The sequence below is a fragment of the Advenella sp. S44 genome, from assembly GCF_002810445.1.
In the GTDB taxonomy this organism is placed as follows: domain Bacteria; phylum Pseudomonadota; class Gammaproteobacteria; order Burkholderiales; family Burkholderiaceae_B; genus Advenella.
Window position 1 is genome coordinate 631,526 of record NZ_NEXS01000003.1, and the last position, 24,254, is coordinate 655,779.

23 protein-coding genes are annotated in these 24,254 nt (G+C 55.0%); 17 read left to right on the forward strand and 6 right to left on the reverse strand.

Annotated features, from left to right (window positions below; all coding sequences use genetic code 11):
- The first annotated feature begins 215 nt into the window (after window positions 1–215).
- The 7 genes from CAP48_RS06925 (at window position 216) to CAP48_RS06955 (ending at window position 6,091) form a co-directional block, all read left to right on the forward strand.
- Complete coding sequence (locus tag CAP48_RS06925) at window positions 216–746, forward strand: TlpA disulfide reductase family protein (protein WP_100695266.1); 531 nt, start codon at window positions 216–218, stop codon at window positions 744–746.
- 94 nt (window positions 747–840) lie between these two features.
- Complete coding sequence (aroQ, locus tag CAP48_RS06930) at window positions 841–1,305, forward strand: type II 3-dehydroquinate dehydratase (protein WP_100695267.1); 465 nt, start codon at window positions 841–843, stop codon at window positions 1,303–1,305.
- A 26-nt stretch (window positions 1,306–1,331) separates the two neighbouring features.
- A complete protein-coding gene (gene accB / locus CAP48_RS06935) occupies window positions 1,332–1,781 on the forward strand; it encodes an acetyl-CoA carboxylase biotin carboxyl carrier protein (RefSeq protein WP_100695268.1) in 450 nt (149 codons plus the stop codon).
- 2 nt (window positions 1,782–1,783) lie between these two features.
- Window positions 1,784–3,133 carry an acetyl-CoA carboxylase biotin carboxylase subunit gene (gene accC / locus CAP48_RS06940; RefSeq protein ID WP_100695269.1) on the forward strand — a complete coding sequence of 450 codons (1,350 nt, stop codon included), beginning with the start codon at window positions 1,784–1,786 and terminating at the stop codon, window positions 3,131–3,133.
- A gap of 58 nt (window positions 3,134–3,191) precedes the next feature.
- Complete coding sequence (gene prmA / locus CAP48_RS06945; protein WP_100695270.1) at window positions 3,192–4,115, forward strand: 50S ribosomal protein L11 methyltransferase; 924 nt, start codon at window positions 3,192–3,194, stop codon at window positions 4,113–4,115.
- A 10-nt stretch (window positions 4,116–4,125) separates the two neighbouring features.
- Complete coding sequence (locus tag CAP48_RS20190) at window positions 4,126–5,139, forward strand: DUF3426 domain-containing protein (RefSeq protein WP_242444354.1); 1,014 nt, start codon at window positions 4,126–4,128, stop codon at window positions 5,137–5,139.
- A 10-nt stretch (window positions 5,140–5,149) separates the two neighbouring features.
- Window positions 5,150–6,091, forward strand: coding sequence for a carbohydrate kinase family protein (locus CAP48_RS06955; RefSeq protein WP_100695271.1), 942 nt, complete (start codon window positions 5,150–5,152; stop codon window positions 6,089–6,091).
- Window positions 6,092–6,196: 105 nt separating this feature from the next.
- On the opposite strand, the gene CAP48_RS06960 is transcribed toward CAP48_RS06955, so the two are convergent.
- From CAP48_RS06960 to gltX, 3 genes are all read right to left on the reverse strand, one after another.
- Window positions 6,197–6,745, reverse strand: coding sequence for a YggT family protein (locus tag CAP48_RS06960; protein WP_100695272.1), 549 nt, complete (start codon window positions 6,743–6,745; stop codon window positions 6,197–6,199).
- Between the two features lie 198 nt (window positions 6,746–6,943).
- Window positions 6,944–7,855 (reverse strand): histone H1-like DNA-binding protein, encoded by a 912-nt coding sequence (locus CAP48_RS06965; RefSeq protein ID WP_100695273.1) that lies wholly within the window; start codon window positions 7,853–7,855, stop codon window positions 6,944–6,946.
- A 753-nt stretch (window positions 7,856–8,608) separates the two neighbouring features.
- Window positions 8,609–10,024 (reverse strand): glutamate--tRNA ligase, encoded by a 1,416-nt coding sequence (gene gltX, locus CAP48_RS06975; protein ID WP_100695275.1) that lies wholly within the window; start codon window positions 10,022–10,024, stop codon window positions 8,609–8,611.
- 132 nt (window positions 10,025–10,156) lie between these two features.
- Between gltX and CAP48_RS06980 the strand changes: the two genes are divergently transcribed.
- Window positions 10,157–12,625, forward strand: coding sequence for a GNAT family N-acetyltransferase (locus tag CAP48_RS06980; protein ID WP_100695276.1), 2,469 nt, complete (start codon window positions 10,157–10,159; stop codon window positions 12,623–12,625).
- Window positions 12,626–13,107: 482 nt separating this feature from the next.
- Here the strand turns inward: CAP48_RS06980 and CAP48_RS06985 are convergent, their stop codons facing one another.
- The gene (locus CAP48_RS06985) at window positions 13,108–13,794 is read right to left on the reverse strand and encodes an alpha/beta hydrolase (protein WP_100695277.1); all 687 of its coding nucleotides are present in this window, start codon (window positions 13,792–13,794) and stop codon (window positions 13,108–13,110) included.
- 5 nt (window positions 13,795–13,799) lie between these two features.
- Window positions 13,800–14,339, reverse strand: coding sequence for a ribosome biogenesis factor YjgA (gene yjgA, locus CAP48_RS06990; RefSeq protein WP_100695278.1), 540 nt, complete (start codon window positions 14,337–14,339; stop codon window positions 13,800–13,802).
- Between the two features lie 94 nt (window positions 14,340–14,433).
- Between yjgA and pmbA the strand changes: the two genes are divergently transcribed.
- The 7 genes from pmbA to erpA all read left to right on the forward strand — a co-directional run bounded on the left by pmbA (window position 14,434) and on the right by erpA (window position 20,734).
- A complete protein-coding gene (gene pmbA, locus CAP48_RS06995) occupies window positions 14,434–15,771 on the forward strand; it encodes a metalloprotease PmbA (RefSeq protein ID WP_242444355.1) in 1,338 nt (445 codons plus the stop codon).
- Between the two features lie 117 nt (window positions 15,772–15,888).
- On the forward strand, window positions 15,889–16,989 hold the full coding sequence (locus tag CAP48_RS07000; RefSeq protein ID WP_100695280.1) for a TRAP transporter substrate-binding protein: 1,101 nt from the start codon (window positions 15,889–15,891) through the stop codon (window positions 16,987–16,989).
- A gap of 596 nt (window positions 16,990–17,585) precedes the next feature.
- Complete coding sequence (rplM, locus tag CAP48_RS07010) at window positions 17,586–18,014, forward strand: 50S ribosomal protein L13 (protein WP_014749815.1); 429 nt, start codon at window positions 17,586–17,588, stop codon at window positions 18,012–18,014.
- Between the two features lie 9 nt (window positions 18,015–18,023).
- Window positions 18,024–18,416, forward strand: a complete 393-nt coding sequence (gene rpsI / locus CAP48_RS07015; RefSeq protein WP_100695282.1) for a 30S ribosomal protein S9 — start codon at window positions 18,024–18,026, stop codon at window positions 18,414–18,416.
- Window positions 18,417–18,518: 102 nt separating this feature from the next.
- A complete protein-coding gene (gene argC, locus CAP48_RS07020; RefSeq protein ID WP_100695283.1) occupies window positions 18,519–19,574 on the forward strand; it encodes an N-acetyl-gamma-glutamyl-phosphate reductase in 1,056 nt (351 codons plus the stop codon).
- Window positions 19,575–19,592: 18 nt separating this feature from the next.
- On the forward strand, window positions 19,593–20,303 hold the full coding sequence (locus CAP48_RS07025) for a DUF6776 family protein (RefSeq protein WP_100695284.1): 711 nt from the start codon (window positions 19,593–19,595) through the stop codon (window positions 20,301–20,303).
- Window positions 20,304–20,365: 62 nt separating this feature from the next.
- Window positions 20,366–20,734, forward strand: a complete 369-nt coding sequence (gene erpA, locus CAP48_RS07030; RefSeq protein ID WP_100695285.1) for an iron-sulfur cluster insertion protein ErpA — start codon at window positions 20,366–20,368, stop codon at window positions 20,732–20,734.
- 264 nt (window positions 20,735–20,998) lie between these two features.
- Here the strand turns inward: erpA and CAP48_RS07035 are convergent, their stop codons facing one another.
- Window positions 20,999–22,114: an anhydro-N-acetylmuramic acid kinase gene (locus CAP48_RS07035; protein WP_100695286.1), complete on the reverse strand. Its 1,116-nt coding sequence runs from the start codon at window positions 22,112–22,114 to the stop codon at window positions 20,999–21,001.
- Between the two features lie 129 nt (window positions 22,115–22,243).
- Between CAP48_RS07035 and tyrS the strand changes: the two genes are divergently transcribed.
- Together tyrS and CAP48_RS07045 are read left to right on the forward strand one after the other, a co-directional pair.
- Window positions 22,244–23,473 carry a tyrosine--tRNA ligase gene (gene tyrS, locus CAP48_RS07040; RefSeq protein ID WP_100695287.1) on the forward strand — a complete coding sequence of 410 codons (1,230 nt, stop codon included), beginning with the start codon at window positions 22,244–22,246 and terminating at the stop codon, window positions 23,471–23,473.
- A 150-nt stretch (window positions 23,474–23,623) separates the two neighbouring features.
- Window positions 23,624–24,253 (forward strand): YbhB/YbcL family Raf kinase inhibitor-like protein, encoded by a 630-nt coding sequence (locus tag CAP48_RS07045; RefSeq protein WP_100695288.1) that lies wholly within the window; start codon window positions 23,624–23,626, stop codon window positions 24,251–24,253.
- Window position 24,254 lies beyond the last annotated feature (1 nt).

The window sequence follows — 24,254 nt, forward strand, 5'->3', positions numbered from 1 at the left end:
CCTGAGCGGTATTTTAAGCGGAATCAGTCACATCGCGGCAATTGCACCGCCCAGTAGGTAGAATTAGCAATATGTATGTCATATCGCAGCGACTGCGAGCTGCACGATTTCTGCAGCGGACTATGAGGCCAACCGGCCAACGCCATGGCAATGTCGGCGGATCCGACGGCGCTGTTATTTTCATACAACGTTTAAAACATTAACAGTAGGATAGGATGAAACGTAGACAGTTTGTGGGGGCAGGCATGATTGTTCCCCTCTTATTGATGAATCGGCAGGCCTGGGCCAAAGCAAAACTGACAGAGGATGTGTCGGCCGTGGACGACGCGGCGCTTGGTGAGCTGCTGAGGCTGCCCTTGCCCGATTTGGACGGCAATACCGTCACGCTGCAGGATTTGACCGACGCCCGGCTGACCATCGTCAATTTCTGGGCTTCCTGGTGCGCACCCTGTGTCAGGGAAATGCCAGCGCTGGATGCCTTGCACAAGCAACAGCAGTCTGTGAGTGTGGTTGGCATCGGCCTGGATACTGACGCTAATATTCAGGCTTTTGCAGCGAAAACACCGGTATCTTACCCCTTGCTGATGGCCGGCGCCGGCAAGATCAGTCTGATGCGCAAGTTGGGGAATCCCAAGGGCGGGCTGCCGTATACGCTGGTGCTGGATCATGCCGGGCAGCCGCAGGCCACCATCCTTGGCGAAATCGAGATGGATGAACTGGCCGCATTTGCGAAAAGGCATGCCTGAGGCTGCGGTACACTTGCGGATTGGTAGATTTTAATAGACAAAAGCATGAAATTGCCGTTAAATACGAGTTTATTTGCTTATATACTGGCCCTCAATGACGCACAAGGTACTGGTTCTCAATGGTCCTAATCTGAATCTGCTGGGCACGCGCGAACCGGAAGTTTACGGTCGACAAACGCTGCAGGACATTCACGAAGCACTTGCGCTTGCCGCAAGCGAGTCCGGCGTGCACTGCGAATGCTTCCAGAGCAACCATGAGGGCGAGCTAGTCGACAAAATCCAGGCAGCCCGCGACAATACCGCGTTCATTATTATTAACGCCGCAGCGTACACGCATACCAGCGTCGCTTTGCGCGATGCCCTGGCTGGCGTTGCCATTCCGTTCATAGAGGTGCATATTTCCAATGTCCATCAGCGAGAAGCATTCCGGCATCACTCCTATCTGGCAGACAAGGCGGTCGGGGTCATTTGCGGGCTTGGCGCCGATGGCTATATGGCAGCCTTGCAATACGCCATAAAACATCATTTGAAACAGACCCGAAATACGGTGTCTGTCTGACAATTAACCCGAAGCATGGAATAAAAATGGATCTTAGAAAACTGAAAACGTTAATAGATCTGGTTGCCGAATCTGGCATCGCAGAACTGGAAATCACTGAAGGTGAAGGCAAAGTTCGCATTGTCAAGTTCTCCCAGACCTTACAGCCGGTAGCCGCCGTTCAGCCGGCAGCGGCGCCTGCAGCTCCCGCAGCGGCGGCCACGCCTGCTGCTGCCGCTCCTGCGACACCAGCAGCGCCGACCGGCCATGTTGTCAAGTCTCCTATGGTTGGCACGTTTTACCGTGCGCCCAACCCAAGCTCTCCGCCTTTTGTTGAAGTGGGCGCCACCGTGGCCGAAGGCGACGCGCTGTGCATTATTGAAGCCATGAAACTGCTCAATGAAATCGAAGCCGACAAGTCCGGTGTCATCCGGGAAATTTTGGTCGAAAACGGCGAGCCCGTTGAGTTTGGCCAACCACTTTTCGTGATTGCGTGAGTATGTTTGAGAAAATCCTGATCGCAAACCGGGGTGAAATTGCCCTGCGTATTCAGCGCGCATGTCGCGAACTGGGTATCAAGACGGTGGTCGTGCACTCGGAAGCCGACCGTGATGCCAAGTATGTCCGTCTGGCCGACGAGTCGGTATGTATCGGGCCCGCACCGGCTCAGCAAAGCTACCTGCATATGCCGGCCATTATTTCTGCTGCAGAAGTGACCGATGCCGAGGCGATTCACCCCGGCTATGGCTTCCTGGCAGAAAATGCCGATTTCGCCGAACGCGTCGAGCGTTCGGGCTTTGTTTTCATCGGTCCGCGTCCTGACACGATCCGCACAATGGGTGACAAGGTCAGCGCCAAGCAGGCAATGATCGCGGCCGGCGTACCGGTCGTGCCAGGTTCGGAGGGCGCATTGCCCGACGATCCTGCCTATCTGATTGAGACTGCGCGCAAGGTCGGTTATCCGGTGATCATCAAGGCTGCCGGCGGCGGCGGTGGCCGTGGCATGCGCGTCGTGCATACTGAAGCCGCGCTGGTGAGTGCCGTCAATCTGACCAAGGCCGAAGCGCAGGCAGCATTCAACAATCCCGAAGTGTACATGGAAAAATTTTTGGAAAATCCACGTCACGTCGAGATTCAGGTCCTTGCCGACGGCAAGAAAGATGCTGTATGGCTGGGTGAACGCGACTGCTCTATGCAGCGCCGCCATCAGAAAGTGATCGAAGAAGCCCCGGCCCCGGGCATCCCCCGCAAGCTGATCGAGCGTATCGGCGAGCGTTGTGCCGAGGCCTGCCGCAAGATGGGTTATCGTGGCGCGGGCACGTTCGAGTTCCTGTACGAGAATGACGAATTTTATTTCATCGAAATGAACACCCGTATTCAGGTGGAGCACACCGTGACCGAATGCATCACGGGTATAGACCTCGTCCAGCAGCAGATTTTTATCGCCGCCGGCGAACCATTCAAGCTGCGCCAGCGTGATATTGTCCTGAAGGGACACGCCATCGAATGCCGCATCAATGCCGAAGATCCGTATTCCTTTATGCCGTCGCCGGGCCTGATTACGAACTGGCACGTGGCCGGTGGCCCCGGCATCCGCATTGATTCGCATGTATTTAACGGCTATCGGGTGCCGCCAAATTACGATTCCATGATCGCCAAGCTCATCACCTTTGGCGATACGCGCGAACAGGCCATAGCACGCATGAATCTGGCGCTGTCGGAAATGGTTGTGGAAGGCATTCAGACCAACATCGCACTGCATCGTGAACTCATGACCGATGCGCGTTTTGTCGAGGGCGGAACCAGCATCCATTATCTGGAACACAAACTCGAGCAACGAGCAAAATAATCGCGTCAGCAGAAAAGGTCTTCGGACCTTTTTTTGCAAGGATGCAAGAGGATAGGCCATGCGGGAACTAGTTTTATCATGCTCCGAAGATAGGGCAGAAGCGCTGTCTGACATACTGCTTGACCTCGGTGTGCTGTCGGTATCTGTCGAAGACGCCGACTCAGGCACCGAGCACGAAACGCCGCTGTTCGGAGAGCCCGGCGGAGAGCCGGATGTTCAGGCGTGGCATCACAATCGTGTTGTCGCGCTCCTGCCCGACGATGTCCAGGCCGATGTCCTGTTGCACGCGCTTGAGCAGCACAGTGGTCAAGACTATTCCGGCTTGGCCACTGTGCGTGAAGTGGCCGACACCGACTGGGTCAGACTGACGCAATCGCAGTTTGCCCCTATTTGCATTACCGACCAAATCTGGATCGTGCCCAGCTGGCATCGCGAAAACCCGCAAGTGCCCAGCGTCGGCGCCGATGGTGACAACGACCCCATTCTGATTGAGCTGGATCCCGGCCTGGCTTTCGGTACCGGCAGTCATCCAACTACGCATCTGTGCGCGCAGTGGCTTGCCGCTAACCTGCAGCCTGGCCAGACGGTGCTCGATTACGGTTGTGGTTCGGGTATTCTTGCTATCATCGCCGCCAGGCTTGGCGCTGGTGAGGTAACTGGCGTCGATATCGACGAACAGGCGGTGCAGTCCACCGACTACAATGCCCAGAATAATGGGGTGCAGGTAACGGCATGCCTGCCCGACGGCTTGCAGGCCGGCGCCTTCGATATCGTGGTCGCCAATATTTTGTCCAATCCGCTCAAGGTGCTTGCGCCCATGCTTTGTGGCCGAGTGTCGCCAGGTGGGCGCCTGATCCTGTCAGGCGTACTGGAGCGCCAGGCGCAGGAAGTGGCGGCAGCCTATGCGCCATGGATCGAAATGTCCGTATGGCGCAGCCATGAGGGCTGGGTATGCCTGTCTGGCACCCGCGAGCAGGCCTGAGGGGTTCAGCATGAAGACGCGTTGCCCTGATTGCAGTACCAGCTTTGATGTGACGCCGGCGCAGTTGAGCGCCCGCAATGGTAAGGTGCGTTGCGGCGTCTGCGCCACTGTATTTAATGCCTTCGATCATGCCGTTGCAGAAGAGCCCGACTTTCCCGTTTTGCATGCCGGTAGCCCGGACGCCGACGAGAGCGTCGAGCCGGCCACGCAACGGCCGCAATACCAACAGTCCGTCCGCACAGCCGGTTCTGGTGCGCATCCTGCACCAAGGCAATATGATGAACGGCCAGACCCTCTTATGGATCAGGCAACTGAGCCGACATTCGATGACAGTGACGCGTTGTCTTCCACCACACGCAGGCCAAGCACGCGGCGTCATGAACGCGAGCGTTTTGTGGTCAACGCACCCAGTTTGTCCGGTAGCGGTGCTTATTCGAGGCCGGAGCGTGGCGATGGCTCGCAAGTCAGTGTCCAGGGGCAGTATCGCCGGCGCATCCAGCGCGACACCGAGTACGATGATCCCGAGCGCAGCAATGGCAGCGGCTTGATCTGGTTTCTTGCGGTGCTGCTGGCGCTTATTGTGCTGTTCGCACAGGGTGCGATCGTATTTCGCAACCAGATCGTCAATGTAGCGCCGACGTTGCGTCCCCAACTGGTTCAGTTATGCAGTTTTGTCGGATGCCAGGTCGGATACACGCGCTCCGTGCGCCATCTGGCCATTCTGAATCCGGCGTTGCGTCAGGTGAACAATTCTGCAGCCCAGCCTGAAACCCGCGCTTTCAGTCTGCACGCCATTATCAAAAACAACGATACCATCGCTCAGCCATTGCCCTCGCTTGTACTCAGCCTGAAAGATGCGTCCGAATCGGTTTCCGCCAGACGTATCATCAAACCACAAGAGTACCTGCTGCCAGAGGCGCAAAAGCGCGCTTTCCAGCCAAACGACGAAATCGTCATCAATTTGCCGGTGCTAGTGAGCCGGACAGATGTGGCCGGTTTCGAATTGAGTTTGTTTTATCCCTGAAGGTTTTTCCATGAATAATGCGGTTCTCATTTGCGGTTCGGTGGCTTTTGACACCATTACGACCTTTGAAGGTCATTTCAAAGATCATATCCTGCCTGACAATATTAAGTCATTGAGTGTTTCCTTCTTTGTGCCCACGATGCGCAAGGAGTTTGGCGGTTGCGCAGGTAATATCGCCTACAATCTGCGGCTGCTTGGGGGCAATCCCGTGCCAGTGGCCACGGTCGGACCCGACGCCAGCGATTATCTGGCGCGCATGAGCAGCCAGGGCATTGATACCCGCCTGGTGCGCGTGCTCGAAGATATGTTCACACCGCAATGCCACATTACGACAGACCTGGACGGTAATCAGATTGCCGCATTCCATCCGGGTGCGATGACGCGTTCCACTGAAAACGATGTGAGTGGTGAAACTGCGGTCTGGGGTATTGTTGCGCCCGACGCCAAAGAAGGGATGTTCAAGCACGCTCGCGCGATGCATGCTGCAAAGATCCCGTTTATCTTCGATCTGGGACAGGCCATGCCGTTATTTGATCGCCAGGACCTTGAAGACATGCACGCGCTGGCTGATGTCTGGACTTTCAATGATTACGAAGCATCGGTGGTCGAGCAGCGCATGGAAAAATCGATCGAGGCGCTGGCTGATGGCCTGCGCGCTATCGTTGTGACCAACGGCGCCGAAGGGGCGACGCTGTACGAGAACGGAGCCCGGCGCGCGATTGCGCCGTGCAAGGCGGTTGCTGTTAAAGATCCCACCGGTTGCGGCGACGCGCACCGGGGCGGTTTGCTGTATGGACTGACGCTGGGATGGTCCCTTGAGGATGCTTGCAAGCTGGGCAGTATCATGGGTGCCATTAAAATTGCTTCCCAGGGTCCGCAGAATCACAACCCATCAAGGGCCGAGATGTCGGCAATGCTGCATGCCGCTTATGGCCTGCAATTGCCTGTTTAGCGGCCACACAACAAAAATGCCAGCCTGCTGCGATAGCCAGGCTGGCAATAAATGCTCTGTAACGTTTTGGTGCCAATGCGATAGCGTCGGCGCGGGCAGCTGGCGTCAGAACGGCGTCACGCTGCTAAGGGCAATCTGTAATACCTGTAGAATAAGAATCAGCACCAGCGGCGAGAAATCGATCATTCCCGTGCGAGGCATCAGCCGGCGGATTGGATCCAGCAGCGGCGCCAGCAAGGTATTCAGAACCGGCATGACTGGTTGCAGCGGATTAATCCAGGACAGGATCGCCTGGAAAATACAAAGCCAGGTGGCCAGGCTCAATGCCCATTTGAATGTCATCAGCAAGGCAACAACCGGCAGGCGCAGCAATATGCCTTCGGCAAATCCAAAACCGCTTATCGACATCATCAGCAGCAATTCAACGACCGCACAAACAAAAGCCATCAGCAACGAGGCGACGTCTACCTTGTTTGTGGTGGGCAGGATGGTGCGCAACGGATTGACAGCCCAATCGGTAATGTTATTGATCAGGCGGGCATACGGGGTAAACGGATGGATACGCACCCAATACATCCAGGCTCTGAGCAGAAACACGGAAATAAGCAGCGAAAATACTGTCGAGATCAGAAATGTGAGTATAGAAGGAATCATGGTTCAGGGGCCCGACAAAATAAAAAAACCGCCCAACCAAAGGTCGGACGGCTGGCTGAATACAACTGCAGTTCGCTTGATCAATGTCTGATCTGATCGAAGCGACGACGCGTGGTGCCACTTGGCGCCATGCGTCCCGGTTATCAACGTACTGTCCGAAAAGGGCAGTTTTATTATAACCGGACTAAAAGCCACGTCTTAAGGACGACCACCTGTAGGGAATGGCCATGCTGCAGACGTGTTGGTTGCGGTCTTCGCATCATCGGCTGATACCGTTTCTGCTACTGGCGCAGCCGGCGCTTTTTTCACAACTGGCTTTTTGGCAGCAGGTGCCTTCCTAGCGACCGGCTTTTTTGCAGGTGCCTTTTTCGCTACCGTCTTGGCTGGCGCCTTTTGGGCAGCGGCCTTTTTAGCTGGCGCTTTTTTGGCTACTGCCTTTTTAGCGACGGCTTTCTTGGCTGGCGCTTTCTTGGCCACGGCCTTTTTAGCGACGGTTTTCTTGGCTGGCGCTTTTTTGGCTACTGCCTTTTTAGCGACGGTTTTCTTGGCTGGCGCTTTCTTGGCCACGGCCTTTTTGGCGACGGTTTTCTTGGCTGGCGCTTTTTTGGCTACTGCCTTTTTAGCGACGGCTTTCTTGGCTGGCGCTTTTTTGGCTACTGCCTTTTTAGCGACGGTTTTCTTGGCAACGGCTTTCTTGGCTGGTGCTTTTTTAGCAACAGCCTTTTTGGCAACGGCTTTCTTGGCAACGGCTTTCTTAGCTGGTGCTTTTTTCGCTACGACTTTCTTGGCCGGTGCTTTTTTAGCTACGGTCTTTTTAGCGACGGTTTTCTTGGCAACGGCTTTCTTAGCAACGGCTTTCTTAGCTGGTGCTTTTTTCGCTACGACTTTCTTGGCCGGTGCTTTTTTAGCTACGGTCTTTTTAGCGACGGCTTTCTTGGCAACTGCCTTTTTGGCTGGTGCTTTTTTGGCGACGACTTTTTTAGCGACGACTTTTTTGGCAGGTGTTTTTTTCACAACTGCTTTCTTGGCAGGGGCCTTTTTGGCGACTGCTTTCTTGGCTGCAGATTTTGCTGCAGCTTTCTTTACAGCTTTCTTGGCGGTAGTAGCCATGATATTGCTCCTTAGAAAGGGTCCTAATCACAAATTGAAAATACATCTACGTAGATATAATTCAAGACAAGCAACGAAAGAGCTTGGCTTCACTACCATTTGATATGTTCCCCACGCTGTGCGCGAAACATCTCAAATGGATCTGACGGAATGAATTCAAATTCCATCATAAGCGTAAGGGTAACGCATAACGTCGTATAACGAAAGAATTTCTTATTGATATTATTGGCTTAACTCCATTTATTGAGCTCTGCGGGACGCTGATTTGCGATTTTGTATTCATCTGAAATTTCCCTGCCGCACGTGTGCGACGCGTTTCTAATCGCAGATTCGAATTTGAACAATGTGCTTTATTCGGGCGGGCATGCGCTTGACGGATGCTTTCAACAACGTGCGCGCACTTTGTTCGATCCGCTCAATATTTCATTTGTGTTTCGCAAGAGCCAATGTTTACAGCGCTTTGCGCCAATGGCGTAAAAATTTCTGAACATCCAGAAAGCGAACGCACGTTGTAAATACAGTATTTTCATTTATCCGGTTTTTTTGACAGCAACAGAATTCGCATGACCGCGCGCCGCAGCCAAATGCCGGCGTTGACGAAACAACAAACGCATATGCCTGAGCACGATAATGGATTTTGTTAAAAACCAACATTTTCATGATCGGATCGTTCTTTAAAAGAAAAAACGCTGCTTTGTCGGCAGCGTTTTTTCATTTTGGCATCGCGGCAAATGGCCACGATTTTGGCGATCGTTAAATCTCGTTCAATCTTTGCAGGACAACATCGCGACCCAGAATCGCCAACACGGCGTCAATGGCGGGCGTTTGTTTTTGGCCGGTGACGGCAACGCGCAACGGGATGCCAAGCTGTGGCATTTTCAAGCCATTGTCGGCAAGAAACTGCTTAACCAGAGCAGCCAGCGCGGGCGCTTCCCATAACTCCAGAGCGGCAACAGCAATGGCGAATTTTTTAAGCGTCTCGCGTGCGTCTTGCGTCAGCACGGTCGCTGCAAGTTCAGGGTCGGCCGGTTGGTATGCGGCGCAAAACAGCATCGCGCTGTCAGCCAATTGTTCAAGTGTCTCTGCCCGATCACGGAACAAGTTCAAAATGGCCGCCAGATCCAGCCCGGTCGTATTGCCGCCGCGGGCCGCAATACGCGGTGCAACATGAGCAATCAGCGCCTCGTCACCCAGTTGCCTGATGTAGTGTGCGTTTACCCAGTTGAGTTTTTTCGGGTCCCATTGTGCCGCTGATTTGGACAGGTTGCGGGTATCGAACCACGCAACGAATTCGTCACGCGTAAACAACTCCTGATCGCCGTGACTCCATCCGAGTCGGGCCAGATAGTTGATCATCGCTTCCGGCAGATAACCCTGTGCATCGTATTCCATGACACTGACTGCGCCATGGCGCTTGGACAGCTTCTGCCCGTCGGGGCCGAGAATCATGGGAAGATGTCCGTACTCGGGAACGGTTGCGCCCAGTGCTTTCAGAATATTGATCTGGCGAGGCGTATTATTGACATGATCATCGCCTCGTATCACATGAGTGATTTGCATGTCGTGATCATCTACCACCACACAGAAATTGTAAGTCGGCGTGCCATCGGGCCGCGCAATAATCAGATCGTCAAGTTCGGCGTTGTCGATAGAAATGGGGCCTTTGAGCATATCATTCCAGGTCACCACACCCTCCTGCGGATTGCGGAATCTGACGACCGGTTCGCGTCCTTGTGGCACAGGCGGCAATGTTTTGCCGGGCTCGGGCCGCCAGGTGCCATCATATTTTGGCTTGCGTCCCTGCGCCTTGGCTGTTTCGCGCATCTGCTCCACTTCTTGCGGGCTGCTGTAGCAGTAGTAGGCCGTGCCGTCCTGCAACATGGACGCCAGTACCTCTTTGTAGCGATCTATTCGCTGCATCTGATAGAAGGGACCTTCGTCCGCGTCCAGAGACAGCCACTTCATGCCGTCCAGAATCGCCTGTACCGCTTCAGGTGTTGAACGCTGCACATCGGTATCTTCAACCCGAAGCACGAACGTACCGTTGTGGTGACGGGCAAAAGCCCAGGAGAACAGGGCAGTGCGTGCGCCGCCCAGATGGAGATAACCGGTAGGAGATGGTGCAAACCGGGTGCGGACTGCTGTCGGGGCAGAATGGGACGTATTCATTGTGATTGCTCGGCAATTGGATAAATCAGAAGAGAGTCAGTTTAAAATGTTATGAATGACCAGAGCAAATGAATCAGCGGTTTACATAAAAAGATCTGGCCCCGTTCAAATCATTCAACCCCAAGAGGATGTATGTTGCGTCACCGACTCGCGGCATTTTTTGAACCACGCTCGCTATGTGTCATGGCCGATACCGAGCTTGCCATTTTCACGCAGTTGCCAGCCTACCTTAAGGGATCTGCCGATTTGCTGCAGTTGCCTGATGATATCAGGCAGGCGCGGCGACAGCTGCAGCAATTTTCGATGTTGCCCGGCCGCGACCTTGCCGTGATATCCGTCAGATCGGCGCTGCTGGCTGCCGTATTGCAGCGCATGGATCCGGCTCCGCCGCGTGCCATGCTGTTGCTGCCCGGGCAGATTGTTGACCAGGCGCCGCAGGACACTCGCCAGCTGATTGAATCCTGGTGCCACAAGCATGGCGTCATGCTGCTGGGGCCGCGTGCTTTCGGACTCTATCGCCCGCATCTGAATCTGAATCTCAGTCTGGCGCAAATGCAGCCTCGCGCCGGCCGAATTGCTGTCATATCACAGTCGCGAATGCTATTGCGTTCAATCATCGACTGGGCCGAAGACGTCAATCTTGGACTGTCGGCCGCCGTATCGCTGGGCGAAGTGACCGATGTCGATCTGCCCGAACTGGTCGAGTATCTGGCTACCGATCCGCGTACTGACAGTATTGCCCTATACCTGGACAAGCTCACTTCCGGCCGGGAGCTGATCAGCGCACTGCGCGCCGCCTCAAGTGTCAAGCCGGTGATCGTGCTGCGTGCCGGTCGCGCCGACCGGGAGCTGTCGGGCAGCGACGTGGTGCTGGACGCCGCGCTCAGAAGGGCAGGGGCGATCCGCGTCAATTACTTCGTTGAACTGTTTGCGGCGATCAAGGCCATGTCGTACGCCAGAAGGCCGCGCGGCGGAAAAATCGCCATGCTGGCCAACGGCCGCGCCTCGGCGCAGCTAGTGCAGGATGCTATTCCGGCAGACAGCTCAATGTCGATGGCGCCGTTGACCCAGGCCACGGTCAAGTGCCTGAGTGAGATCTTTGGCGTCAGTACCCTGGTAGATAATCCGGTGATTCCCTATGTTCCCCTGACGCCCGAAGCGCTGATCGACGGATTGCGCTGCCTGGTGGCCGATAGCCAGGTAGATGCCATCATGGTGATTCTGGCGCCCGACGAGTTTTGCGATATGCCGCAAGTGGTCAGCGCACTGGCGTCATTTGCACCCGGCGCGCAAAAACCGATAGTGACCTGCCTGCTCGGCGAGGCGAAAATGCGGCCCCTGCGAAGACTGCTGGACGAAGCGGGCATGCCCGCCTTTCGCACGCCTGAAACCGCGCTCAGCGCAGTCCTGTCGCTGACTTCGTATCACTACAACCAGCAACTGTTGCAACAAACCCGCTATGTGCACTCGGGGCAACGACCTGCAGAAATTGAACAGGCGCGTGCAATCCTGCAGGCAGCCAGCGATGACAACTTGCGCGTGCTCAGCCGGGAGCAGTGCATCGCACTGGTTGAGTGTTTTCATCCCAATGTTCGCTGGGACCGGGATGATGACGATGAGCGCTTCACTACCCAGGACGATGTACCGTCCGTGATGATCCGCGTCAGTCGGGATCCGATTTTCGGCCCATGGATCTGGTTCGGCGAAGGGGGGCACCTTGTTCGGTTCTCGGCTTCCGACCGGGGTGTCGATTTGCCGCCGTTGAATCTGAACCTTGCTGGCAAGCTGATCGAGCGCAGTCGGGTCTGGCGCCAGGAGCTGCAGTCTTATGTCGAGCCGCAAATTTTGCGAAGACTACAAGGGTTGCTGGAGACGATCAGTGAAATGGTCAGCGAACTGCCTGCCATCGCGTCAATGCAACTGGATCCGATCGTGCTTGGCTATCGAGATCTGCATATTCGCGAGATCAGGATCGAACTGACTGAATCGATGCCGACAAGCATTCCCCAGGAAACCGGCTTTAGCCATATGGCGATCTATCCGTATCCGACACATCTGGTCCAGGACCGGGTTTTTACTGACGGCTCGCCCTGGGTGTTGCGACCGATCCGTCCTGAAGATGCCGATGCGCTGCAGGAATTTATTCGCGGGCTGTCTGAGAAGTCACGCTATATGCGGTTCGTGTCCATGATGCGCGAGCTGACGCCCAAAATGCTCACTCGCTATACCTACGTGGACTATCATCGCGAACTTGCGCTGGTGGCGACAACGCAAATCCCGAATCCCGCCAACCGGGGCCTGCCCCAGGAAATCATTATCGGCCTGGCGCATTACCTGCGAAATGCAGATGGTGTTGGTGCAGAATATGCGCTGGTCATCAGTGACCAATGGCAAAGGCGGGGCCTGGGAAGCAGCCTGATGCATGCGCTTATCGCGGCCGCCCGCCAGCAACAGCTTACGTATCTTGAAGGGGTCGTACTCTCGGGCAACCGGCCGATGCTGCACTTGATGACTTCGCTGGGGTTCATCAACGAAGAAGACGCGGAAGATCCGTCAATGCGCCGCGTCTGGCTGCCGCTGACACCGGCGCAACAGGGCTGAACGCAATTGGCGCGCACGTTGTCGTCACTGCGGCATGTATTCGGAGCGGTATCGAAAATCACGACGATGCATCAGGCCATCGGCTGCCAGCATACGCGCCCGCCTGGGTGTTTGCCGCTCCCGGTACATGCTCTGACATGAGCGTCAGCGTCCGCTTGAGCACTATAGGAGTCTGCATTGGCTGACGCAGCAGTCACGCATGAGTCTGCGCGGCACGTTCACGTGTGCTGTTATGCCAGTTGAAATAAAACGAAGCGGTTGCCGAAGTGGCAATATGCGATGCCGCAACCGGCCTTGATGTTAACAATGAATGCCAGGCATGCGAAGGGTGAAGTAGCCTGGCGTGCCATTGCCGTGATAAAAAAATGATGCCTGTACGGCAGTTTTAAATCCTGCCGGCAATAGCGCGGCAGGAAATGGAGTGCCAGGCAATGGAGTGCCAGGCAATAGAACGACAGACAATGCCAGTCAAAAGACAAATATCAAGAAATGATTTTTTGAAGAAATGCCGAAATGTCGTTAATTTCATCCAGATTGACGGAATGCTCCATGGGATAGGTATGCCATTCGGTATTGCTGTAGTTGTTAGCCAGCAGCCAATCGCGTGTCTGTTGCGCAAAGCTGATATCGACCACCGGGTCATACGTACCGTGTGCGATAAAGATCGGTATGTCCAGGTGGGCGGTATTATGCTCGCCCACGCTCTTTTCCGCCATGGGCAGATAGCCGGAGAGGCAGATCAGGCCGGCCAGCCGCTGCTGCGAGCGCAGGCCTGTCTGATAAGCCATAGCGCAACCTTGGGAAAAACCGGCAAGTATAATATTTTCGGTTGGCACCCCGCGTTCGTTTTCTCGTCTGATCAGGGCTTCGATGGCTGCCTGGGAAGTGCGCAGGCCTGACTCATCGACATCACGACTGACATTGCTCAGCGCGATGATGTCATACCAGGCGCGCATGGGCATTTGATTGTTGATTGTGACCGGGCGTACGGGCGCATTCGGAAACACGAAGCGAATTCGCTTGCCGGCGGGCAGTCGTAACTGCGGGATGACCGGTACAAAATCGTTGGCATCGGCACCCAGGCCATGCATCCAGATGACAGAATGGGTAGGCGCGACAGTCTTGTCGCTGCCGTGTTCGATTTCCACGCAGTCAAGTAGCTTGTCCATTTGAATCATTCCTTGTTCAGCAATTGCTTGAGGGCCTGAAAAAGCGCCCGGTAGTGTTTGCGCTGAGGCTCGTGACCGGCAGGCAGTGCTGTATTTTGCTCGCGTTCACGGCGTGCGCCGCGAATCAGTGCGCGCAGCGCCTGCGCATCGGCTTGCGGATAGTCGTTCAGCAATCGGGTCAGGGCCTGGTCTTCGTCAATCAGGCGATCGCGCAATGTTTCCATGCGATGCATGTTTGCGGTCTGCTCGCGCGAGCCGTGCTCCCATTCATCCATTTTTTTTGCAATGGCTTCGGTGTCGGCTGTGCGCAGCAGCTTGCCGACATAATGGATCTGCCTGCGCAGGCCTTCGCGTCCCGTCGTTTTTTGCGCTGTGCGAATGGCCTCGAATGTCTTTTCGTCCAGATCCAGTTGCTTGACTTTTTCCAGCGGCAATTGCACCACCTGCTTGCCCAATTCAAGAATGGCAAGCAATTCGCGCTTTACTTGGGATTTGCTGGGACGGTCATAAAGCGGCCCGTCGTCGCTTTGATCTGCATTCTGCATACATCGCTGTCAATAAAATGGTTAATATGTCAGTATGATAACCGCCTAATGTGAAGCCGTCATAATGAATTCCCGATTAAATCCGAAATCTCCCATGCCACACACGCAACCCGACTTTGAAGAGCTGGTCCAACTGGCGCTTTCCCATGCCAAGAAACAGGGGGCCAGCGACGCGGCCGCCGAAGTATCCGAATCAGGCGGTTTGTCTGTTTCGGTACGTAAGGGCAATATTGAAACTGTCGAGAAAACGCAGGATCGCTCGTTGGGCGTCACTGTATACGCCGGCAATGCGCGCGGCTCGGCTTCAACGTCCGATCTGTCGGCTGCCGCAATCCGCGAAACAGTCGAGGCAGCCTGGAATATTGCCAAGTACACGGCAAACGACGAGGCCGCCGGTTTGCCGGATGAAGCAGATCTGGCTGTCGAGCAGCCTGACCTGGAGCTGCACCGCCCCTGGGATATTTCATCCGAGGCGGCAGCCGAACTGGCGATCGAGGCCGAAGCGGCTGCGCTGGACTATAGCAAGCAGATTACCAATTCCGAAGGGGCTGGCGTCGACACCTATCAGGGGCGTTTCGTGCTGGCGAACTCGCGTGGGTTCATGGGGGGCTACCCTTATTCCCGCCACGGCATGTCCGTCACGGCCATTGCCGGCAAGGGCAATAATATGCATCGCGATTATTGGTATACCTCTGACCGCTACCCCGAAAGGCTGGCCAAGGGGACTGACGTAGGCGTGTACGCCGCGCAGCGGGCGTTGTCCAGGCTGTCAGCGCGGCGAGTGGGTACCGGCAAGTATCCGGTGCTGTTCGAGGCACCGCTGGCCCTGGGGTTGCTTGGGGCGCTTACGCAGGCCATCAGCGGTGGGGCACTGTATCGCAAATCCACGTTTTTGCTCGATTCGCTAGGTCAGCAAGTCATGGCGGATCATCTGCAGATCAGCGAGAATCCTTTCATCAAAGGCGCGCTGGGCAGTTCTGCCTTTGATGACGAGGGTGTCCAGACCCGCGCCCGCCAGTTGCTGACCGGTGGCATACTCAATGGCTATCTGCTGTCAACCTATACCGCTCGCAAACTGGGGATGCGGACAACCGGTAACGCCGGTGGCTCGCATAATCTGCTGCTCAGTTCCTCGTTGACCCGCCAGGCCGACGACTTGCAGGCCATGCTGAAAAAAATGGGCACCGGCATTCTGGTGACCGAGCTTATCGGTCAGGGCGTGAACTACGTCACGGGCGATTATTCGCGTGGCGCTTTCGGCTACTGGGTGGAAAACGGCGAAATCCAGCACGCGATCACTGAATTTACGATTGCCGGCAATCTGAGGGACATGTTCCTCAATATTGTGGGTGTCGGCAGCGACGTGATTACACGGGGCTCAAAAACCACAGGTTCCATCCTGATTGATTCCATGGCGATTGCCGGACAGTAAGCCGGGTACAGGGAAAGTACTTAATCTGCTGTAACGTGCTATGTAAAAGGGCGTAGTACGTGTATATTTAGCGGGTTAAATTTTTCCAGAACAACAAAATACTTCGGAGTAGCCATTATGCAACGTCGTTCCTTTCTAAAAAAAGCAGGTCTGGGCGCTGTGGCCAGTACGGGCGCCATTGCCGCCCCTGTCATTGCGCAGGAAAATCCTGCTATCAAATGGCGCATGGCGTCCAGCTTTCCGCGCAGCCTGGTTGCGCTTTTCGGTTCTGGTGATCGTTTCACCAAATATGTCAAAGAGTCTACAGACGGCAAGATGCAAATCGACTTGTTTCCTGCCGGTGAGATCGTGCCCGCCTTTCAGGTGCTGGACGCGGTGTCCAATGGCACGGTTCAGGCCGGACACACTTGTGGCTACTATTATTTAGGTAAAAACCCATCGTTTTGCTTCGATACGGCGGTACCTTTCGGGCTTAATGCCCGTCAGCTGAACGCCTGGATGCTCGAAGGCAATGGCAAAAAGCTCATGCGCGATCTGTTCGCAACGATCAACGTCGTCAATTTCCCCTTGGGCAACACCGGCACGCAAATGGGTGGCTGGTTCCGCAAGGAAATCAAGTCGCTGGACGACCTGAAGGGCCTTAAAATGCGTACTGCCGGGCTGGCCGGGGAAGTGCTGGCAAAACTGGGCGTTGTGCCCCAGCAGATTGCCGGGGGCGATATCTATCCATCGCTTGAGAAAGGCACGCTGGATGCCGTTGAATTCGTGGGCCCCCTCGATGATGAAAAATTGGGCTTCAACAAAGTGGCCAAGTATTATTACTATCCCGGGTTCTGGGAAGGCGGCGCGCAGGTGTCTGCCTATTTCAATAAGGACGCTTTCGAGAAATTGCCCAAGCATTATCAGACTGTCCTGGAATCGAGCGCGATTCGCGCCCATACCGAAATGATGGCCATGTACGACTCCATGAATCCGGGCGCATTGCGTCGCCTGATTGCCAATGGCGCCATCCTTAAGGAGTTCCCGAAGGAAATGATGGATGCATCGTTCAAGGCCACGGCGGAAATCTACAAGAAATATTCTGACCAGGACGCAACGTTCAAGGAAATTTTGGCTGACTATATGGCCTATCGCGATGATCTGATCCCATGGTTCAATGTTGTGGAAGGCTCCTATACGCGTTACGTTGCCCACGCCGTCTCTCAGGCACGTAAGTAAAGTCAGTCTCGTCGCCCGCTGCGTTGGCGCGGGTAGCCAGTACATGAATCGGGCCATGTTTTCCTGCGGGAAGGCATGGCCCGAATGACATTTATCTGGCGATATGGGTCGATATACGAGAATAAGACTCAGGGAGCGACGGGCAACAGGGCAACAGGGCAACAGCAGCGGTCCGGGCCCTACGAGGGTATTCTGGACTGGCCGCCTGTCCACGCAAATTTGCGCAGGTCCCTTGCCCGCATTTTTCGCGCCGGTAAAACTGGTATTCGGGCCGGAAAATGTCGCTGGCATGATACAAAAACCGGGAAAAAACCGGTGTTGCGGTCCGGATCTGCGGCTATTTCATTGTTTTATTTGAAAAAAAGTAGCTTGCATGTTAATATCACGGGCTTATCTGTGTTTTTGCACTGTCGCCGGGTTATTTGCAGTTATCCCCTGTAGGTATTTCTGCTTATATCACCCTTGTTTATAACGTTCAGGCAAAGCAGGTAAACCGTCGGATTGCGATCGCCGGCGCCGTCTTTACCCGTTGGTCGGGTAGTGAACCGGGTGCTCCGTTAGTGGTCCGCTTCAAACTCAAATTTTAGGAATACATCATGAAGACCTTTGTGGCCAAGCCCCATGAAGTCAAACGTGACTGGTATGTTATTGATGCAAAAGGCAAAGTCCTTGGTCGTGTAGCCAGCGAAGTTGCACGCCGTTTGCGCGGTAAACATAAACCGGAATTTACCCCTCACGTTGACACCGGCGATTATATCGTCATTATTAATGCAGCTGATATCGTGGTAACAGGCGCCAAATCGGAAGACAAAAAATACTTCCGTCACTCTGGCTATCCAGGCGGCATCTACGAAACAAACTTCCGGAAAATGCAAGAGCGTTTCCCGGGTCGTGCGATTGAAAAAGCCGTCAAGGGCATGCTGCCAAAAGGTCCCCTGGGTTACGCCATGATCAAGAAGCTCAAGGTGTACGCGGGTGCCGAGCATCCTCATACTGCCCAGCAGCCTAAAACGCTGGAATTTTAAGGATAAATCATGATCGGTAATTGGAATTATGGAACGGGCCGTCGTAAAACGTCAGTTGCCCGTGTGTTTCTGAAAAAAGGCACAGGTAATATTGTTGTCAACGGTAAGCCGGTTGACCAGTATTTCGCTCGTGAAACAGGTCGCATGGTGGTTCGCCAACCCCTGGTACTCACAGAGATGGTTGAGTCTTTTGACTTTCACATCAATGTTCACGGTGGCGGCGAAAGCGGCCAGGCCGGTGCTGTGCGCCACGGTATTACCCGTGCACTCATCGACTATGACGCCACACTCAAGCCAGCGCTGTCAAAAGCCGGGTTGGTAACACGTGACGCCCGTGCCGTTGAACGTAAGAAAGTGGGTTTCCACAAGGCGCGTCGTCGGAAGCAGTTCAGCAAACGCTAATCTGTTTCGCGACATGTCGAAAAGGCCGCTTTTGCGGCCTTTTTCTTTTGGATTCTTTATAATAGTTTTTTGCACCCGATATTTTTAATGGATAACAACACAATGGCTTCTTCCTCTTCAACTGTCAAAGTCGGTATTGTTGGTGGTACAGGTTACACCGGGGTAGAACTGTTGCGTCTGCTGTCCGCTCATCCGAATGCGCAGCTGCATGCCATCACTTCGCGCAAAGAGGAAGGTATGCCGGTTTCGGCCATGTTTCCCAATTTGCGCGGTCATGTTGATCTGGCTTTTTCAACACCTGAAAATGCCGCTCTGACTGAATGCGATGTCGTATTTTTTGCAACGCCCCACGGTGTAGCAATGGCGCAGGCGCGCGAATTGCTTGATGCCGGCGTCAAGGTCATTGACCTGGCGGCTGACTTTCGCCTGCAGGATACGGCCGTATTTGAAAAATGGTACAAAATGCCGCATAGCTGCCCGGATATCCTGCGCCAGAGCGCCTATGGGCTGGTTGAGCTGAATCGCGAAAAAATTGCCGGTGCACAGGTGATTGGCAACCCCGGATGCTATCCGACGACCGTGATCCTGGGCTTGGCTCCGCTGCTGGAGAAAAAACTGGTGCATACCGACAATATCATTGCCGACTGTAAATCCGGTGTTTCGGGTGCCGGCCGCAAGGCCGGGGTGGCCACCTTGTTCTCCGAGGCGGGCGATAACTTCAAGGCATATGGCGTTGCCGGCCACAGGCATCACCCGGAAATTACCGAACAGTTGACGGCGCTGGCCGGCGATGACGTCAAGCTTACGTTTGTGCCTCATCTGGTACCTATGATTCGCGGCATGCTGTCTACGATTTATGTCACCATCAAAGATGACGCGCTTGACACCGATTTCCAGGCGCTCTTTGAAGAGCGCTACGCAAACGAACAGTTTGTCGATGTCATGCCGGCTGGCAGCCAGCCCGAGACTCGATCAGTACGGGCGTCCAATACCCTCAGAATTGCCATCAGTCGCCCTGACAGTGGCAACCAGCTCATTATCATTGTCATTCAAGACAATCTGGTCAAGGGGGCCGCCGGCCAGGCAGTGCAGAACATGAACTTGCTTTTCGGATTGCCTGAGCAGGCGGGTCTGGGTGGCGTGGCTATTCTTCCCTGACCCCGACAGGAAAAGTTCATGATTGCACGCGGCTTTTTGTTTCTGGTGGGGCTCACTTTAGGGGGCGGTGCGGGATATTATTACACTCATAATATGATGCAGCGTGAACTATTCAGCCAGAAGACCGAGCTGTCCGAGCAGTTGTCTCATGCTCTCATGCAAGAGAAAATCAAGTTGACGGAACTGCAAAGCAGGCTGGATATTTCCGAGACCCAGATGACAATCGACCGGGCAACCATTGCAGAATATGAAAGCCAGGTGAAGAAACTGCAGGATGATCTGTCGCGTACCTCCGAGCAGTTGTCCTTTTACGACGAGCTGGTGCCCGCCGGCCCGCAGGGCGCGATTAGCGTACGTGGTTTTGATGCGGTCGTGGAAGGGCGGCGTGTGCGCTTCAAGGTATTGGTGTCGCGCCAGGCTCAGGCTGCTACGGTATTTACGGGCGAGCTTAAATTTACGGCGAACGGCACGTTGAACGGCAAGGACACCACGGTCGATCTGATTCCCGATACGGTCGAGCATGCCAGTACCGGTTCCGACGACATTCCCGCCGTGACAGACTTGAAAAAGCTGCCGCCAGCCCCAATATTAAAATTGAATTTTGAAACTATTCAGCGAATCCAGGGTCTATTAATGTTCCCCGAGGGATTCGTTCCCAAAAAAATCACCATGCGTGTGCTCGAGGGCAACACGGTACGCGCATCGCGCACCGCCGAACTGTCCCCCTGATTGCGCTATATGGTAAAATGAAGTTCAGCTAACGGTGGCTGTATCCCACCAGGAGTCCAAAAATGAGTACTGTTCTCGAATCTGTCGATCTGCAAGCCCCTCCCACCCCGTTGCTTTTTACCGAGGCAGCGGCCACGAAAGTCAAAGATCTTCTTATTGAAGAAGGCAATCCCGAGCTAAAGCTGCGCGTGTTCGTGCAAGGTGGCGGTTGTTCCGGCTTTCAGTATGGCTTCACATTTGATGAAGTGATCAATGAGGACGACACCACAATCGACAAGAGCGGCGTGCAATTGCTGGTTGATCCAATGAGCTTTCAGTATCTGGTCGGCGCCGAGATCGACTACAAGGAAGATATCGAAGGTTCGCAATTTGTGATCCGTAATCCGAACGCGACCACAACCTGCGGTTGCGGCTCTTCGTTCTCGGTTTAAGCGCGAACGCACGATTGCACGGGTTCGCAAGGGGGATTTTATAAATCATCCCTCAAGCCTGCCCTGAACGTATGGCTTTCACGTCGCTTTAAAGTCCTGTCAAGCGCATTTCCGAAGGGGATTCCCTTCCGAAAGATATTTCCGAAGGTAATTTCCAAAGCGGTACCTTGAACCGGCACCCGTCAGAGAAATCCGGCACCCTGGCAAAGGGCGCCGGATTTTTTATTGGCTCGTCTGCCCAGGTCGGCTCACAACTACGCGGGACTACGCTGGATACAGGCAGCCCAAAATGGTTTTTCTGCGGGCGCCGCTCACCGATGGCGTGCCGGCGGGATGGCCTGACAAAAAGGCGTGCGCCAGCCAGGCAAAAGCCAGCGCCTCCATGGATTGCGAGGCAATGCCATGAGCATCGCTTGTGCTCAGTTGTACGCTGGGCAGGCGTGATTGCAAATCTTCAATCAGGGCGTGGTTGCCGGTACCACCCCCGCATATAATCAGGGTCTGGCTATCGGGGGCATGAACGCGGATGGCCTGGGCCACGGTTTCTGCAGTGAGCGCCCGCAATGTGGCTTGTACGTCTTGCGGCGTAACGGTTTCAAATCCCGCAAGTCGGGTTTGCAGCCAGGCGCGGTTGAAAAGATCCCGCCCGGTAGATTTCGGGGGCGGTAACGCCAACCAGGGTTCGCTTTCAATCAGGGCTGCAAGTAGCGGTTGATGTACTTTGCCACCGGCTGACCACGCCCCGTCTTTATCGTAGGGTTGGCCGGTATGCGCCAGGCACCACATATCCATTAAAACATTCGCAGGCCCCGTGTCAAAGCCGGTGACATCCTGCCCCGGTCGAAGGATGCTGATATTGGCGATGCCGCCCAGATTCAGGACAGTGACTGTCCGGTCGCCCGCAAAAATCGCTTCGTGAAACGCGGGCACCAACGGCGCGCCCTGGCCGCCGGCAGCCACATCGCGGCTGCGGAAATCGGCCACCACCGCAATGCCGGTGTTTTCTGCCAGCTGTGCCGGCGCGTTAAGCTGTATCGTGAATCCCAGCTCGGGGCGATGCCTGACGGTTTGTCCGTGAGCGCCGATGGCGGCAATACGGCTGGCGGGCAGGTTTGCCTGCGCCAGCAAATCGGCCACGACCTGCGCATACAAGTCGGCCAATCGGCAACTGGCAAGCCCGGCCCGTTCCAGCTCGTTGTGACCGGCGCGATTCAAATCCAGCAGTTCCTGCCTGAGCGCTTGCGGCATGCGCAGCGAGGCAGACGCTAGAATTTGCGGGCGAGCCGTATCCGAAAACGCGGCCAGCACGCCGTCGGCCCCATCCGTGCTGGTGCCGGACATCAAGCCGATCAAATAGCGGGGTTCCTGTGCTTGACTCATGAGCATTTGCCTGGCCGAAAAGGGTATAATTTAACATTGATACATGCGCAAAAGGGCGTTTAGTTGCCTTGGTTTTGTCGCCCAGGCCCTTCTTTTATCCATCTGCCCGCGCCCAGGAATCCCATTTTTATGTCAACACCCGAAACACCCATTAGTCCAGAAGTCGAAAACGACCTGCAAACCGTCCTGCGTGGCTGCGACGAACTGCTGGTCCAGTCTGAATTTGCCGTCAAGCTCCAAAATAGCCGCAATACCGGTACGCCACTGCGTATCAAGCTTGGCCTGGATCCCACGGCGCCGGATATTCACTTGGGTCACACGGTGGTCCTCAATAAAATGCGCCAGCTCCAGAACATGGGGCACAACGTTATTTTCCTGATCGGCGACTTCACCTCCATGATCGGCGATCCAAGCGGGCGCAATGCAACCCGCCCACCGCTTACACGCGAGCAAATCGAAGTTAATGCCAAAACCTACTATGAGCAGGCCAGCAAGGTGCTGGACCCGTCACGTACCGAAGTGCGCTACAACTCCGAATGGTGCGATCCGCTGGGCGCGCGTGGCATGATCCAGTTGGCTTCCCGCTACACGGTGGCCCGGATGATGGAACGCGACGACTTCACCAAGCGCTTTAAGGGCGGTATTCCGATTTCTGTTCATGAATTTCTTTACCCGCTGATGCAGGGCTACGATTCGGTCGCGCTCAAGGCAGACCTGGAGCTGGGCGGAACAGACCAGAAATTCAATCTGCTGGTCGGCCGCGAACTGCAAAAAGAATATGGTCAGCCTGCCCAGTGTATCCTGACCATGCCCTTGCTCGAAGGCCTGGACGGCGTCGAAAAAATGTCCAAGTCCAAGCACAATTACATCGGTATAACAGAGACGCCCGACTCCATGTTTGGCAAGCTCATGTCTATTTCCGATACATTAATGTGGCGTTATTATGAATTACTTTCATTCAAGTCGCTGCAGGACATTGCTACACTTGCGCAACAGGTCAAAGAGGGTAGAAACCCGCGCGATGTGAAGGTGGAGCTGGCGCAGGAAATCATTACGCGTTTTCACTCGGCAGAGGCGGCCAGCAATGCGCTGGCCAACTTCGAGGCGCGCTTTCGCGATGGCGTCATTCCGGAGGAAATGCCCGAAATCAATCTTGGGCCGGGTCCGCTTGGCATCATGCGCGTCCTGAAGGAAGCCGGTCTGGCCAGCTCCGGCACAGAGGCCGGGCGCAACGTACAGCAAGGCGGGGTTCGGGTTGATTCCCAGCGTGTGGAAGACAAGAACCTGCAGCTGGCAGCCGGCACCTATGTTGTTCAAGTCGGTAAACGCAAGTTTGCCCGGGTTACCGTAAGCGCCTGACGCTAAGCGCCGTTTGCCATCGCGTGAACATGGCAGACGGCTGTTTTTCAGGCGATAAAGGAACAACACGCAAGTGATTCACCTTGCCTGTTGTTCATCCGCGCCACAAGCGCATTCTGATGTGTTTTTATTTGTATTGAAGGGGATGTCATGAAAATCAGCAGCCAGTCTTTTGAACACGAAAAAGCAATCAATCCGGTCAATGCCTTTGCCAAGCCGGATGCGCAGGCGCATATGATTCTGTCGGACAACAAAAACCCTCACCTGACCTGGACCGATGCGCCCCAGGGCACGCGTTCTTTCGTTGTCCTGTGCGTAGACAAAGACGTACCCAGCAAGCCCGATGACGTTAATCAGGATGACCGCGAAGTGCCGGCCAGCCTGCCGCGCGTAGATTTTTATCACTGGGCGCTGGTCGATATTCCGGCCAACATCACCGAAATCGCCGAAGGTGAATTTTCCAACGGCGTGACGCCCAAAGGCAAAAGCGGCCCGCTGGCCGCCAAGGATATGCGCCAGGGCATTAACGACTTTACCAGCTGGTTTGCCGCCGATCACGATATGAAAGGCGATTATTTCGGCTACGACGGCCCGTGCCCGCCATTCAATGATGCGCTGGTGCATCGCTATTATTTTACGGTTTATGCGCTCGATATCGACACCTTGCCATTGACCGGCAGCTTTACCTGCGCCGACGTGGCCGAGGCGATTGCGCCCCATGTGCTGGACCAGGCCACGATCATGGGACTGTATTCACTGAACCCCAAGGTTTCGTTTTAAA

Excerpts from the sequence above, each read along its gene's own strand:
- CAP48_RS06925 (WP_100695266.1), top strand. The coding sequence starts at position 216 with ATGAAACGTAGACAGTTTGTGGGGGCAGGCATGATTGTTCCCCTCTTA.
- aroQ (WP_100695267.1), top strand. The coding sequence starts at position 841 with ATGACGCACAAGGTACTGGTTCTCAATGGTCCTAATCTGAATCTGCTG.
- accB (WP_100695268.1), top strand. The coding sequence starts at position 1,332 with ATGGATCTTAGAAAACTGAAAACGTTAATAGATCTGGTTGCCGAATCT.
- accC (WP_100695269.1), top strand. The coding sequence starts at position 1,784 with ATGTTTGAGAAAATCCTGATCGCAAACCGGGGTGAAATTGCCCTGCGT.
- prmA (WP_100695270.1), top strand. The coding sequence starts at position 3,192 with ATGCGGGAACTAGTTTTATCATGCTCCGAAGATAGGGCAGAAGCGCTG.
- CAP48_RS20190 (WP_242444354.1), top strand. The coding sequence starts at position 4,126 with ATGAAGACGCGTTGCCCTGATTGCAGTACCAGCTTTGATGTGACGCCG.
- CAP48_RS06955 (WP_100695271.1), top strand. The coding sequence starts at position 5,150 with ATGAATAATGCGGTTCTCATTTGCGGTTCGGTGGCTTTTGACACCATT.
- CAP48_RS06960 (WP_100695272.1), bottom strand. The coding sequence starts at position 6,745 with ATGATTCCTTCTATACTCACATTTCTGATCTCGACAGTATTTTCGCTG.
- CAP48_RS06965 (WP_100695273.1), bottom strand. The coding sequence starts at position 7,855 with ATGGCTACTACCGCCAAGAAAGCTGTAAAGAAAGCTGCAGCAAAATCT.
- gltX (WP_100695275.1), bottom strand. The coding sequence starts at position 10,024 with ATGAATACGTCCCATTCTGCCCCGACAGCAGTCCGCACCCGGTTTGCA.
- CAP48_RS06980 (WP_100695276.1), top strand. The coding sequence starts at position 10,157 with ATGTTGCGTCACCGACTCGCGGCATTTTTTGAACCACGCTCGCTATGT.
- CAP48_RS06985 (WP_100695277.1), bottom strand. The coding sequence starts at position 13,794 with ATGGACAAGCTACTTGACTGCGTGGAAATCGAACACGGCAGCGACAAG.
- yjgA (WP_100695278.1), bottom strand. The coding sequence starts at position 14,339 with ATGCAGAATGCAGATCAAAGCGACGACGGGCCGCTTTATGACCGTCCC.
- pmbA (WP_242444355.1), top strand. The coding sequence starts at position 14,434 with ATGCCACACACGCAACCCGACTTTGAAGAGCTGGTCCAACTGGCGCTT.
- CAP48_RS07000 (WP_100695280.1), top strand. The coding sequence starts at position 15,889 with ATGCAACGTCGTTCCTTTCTAAAAAAAGCAGGTCTGGGCGCTGTGGCC.
- rplM (WP_014749815.1), top strand. The coding sequence starts at position 17,586 with ATGAAGACCTTTGTGGCCAAGCCCCATGAAGTCAAACGTGACTGGTAT.
- rpsI (WP_100695282.1), top strand. The coding sequence starts at position 18,024 with ATGATCGGTAATTGGAATTATGGAACGGGCCGTCGTAAAACGTCAGTT.
- argC (WP_100695283.1), top strand. The coding sequence starts at position 18,519 with ATGGCTTCTTCCTCTTCAACTGTCAAAGTCGGTATTGTTGGTGGTACA.
- CAP48_RS07025 (WP_100695284.1), top strand. The coding sequence starts at position 19,593 with ATGATTGCACGCGGCTTTTTGTTTCTGGTGGGGCTCACTTTAGGGGGC.
- erpA (WP_100695285.1), top strand. The coding sequence starts at position 20,366 with ATGAGTACTGTTCTCGAATCTGTCGATCTGCAAGCCCCTCCCACCCCG.
- CAP48_RS07035 (WP_100695286.1), bottom strand. The coding sequence starts at position 22,114 with ATGAGTCAAGCACAGGAACCCCGCTATTTGATCGGCTTGATGTCCGGC.
- tyrS (WP_100695287.1), top strand. The coding sequence starts at position 22,244 with ATGTCAACACCCGAAACACCCATTAGTCCAGAAGTCGAAAACGACCTG.
- CAP48_RS07045 (WP_100695288.1), top strand. The coding sequence starts at position 23,624 with ATGAAAATCAGCAGCCAGTCTTTTGAACACGAAAAAGCAATCAATCCG.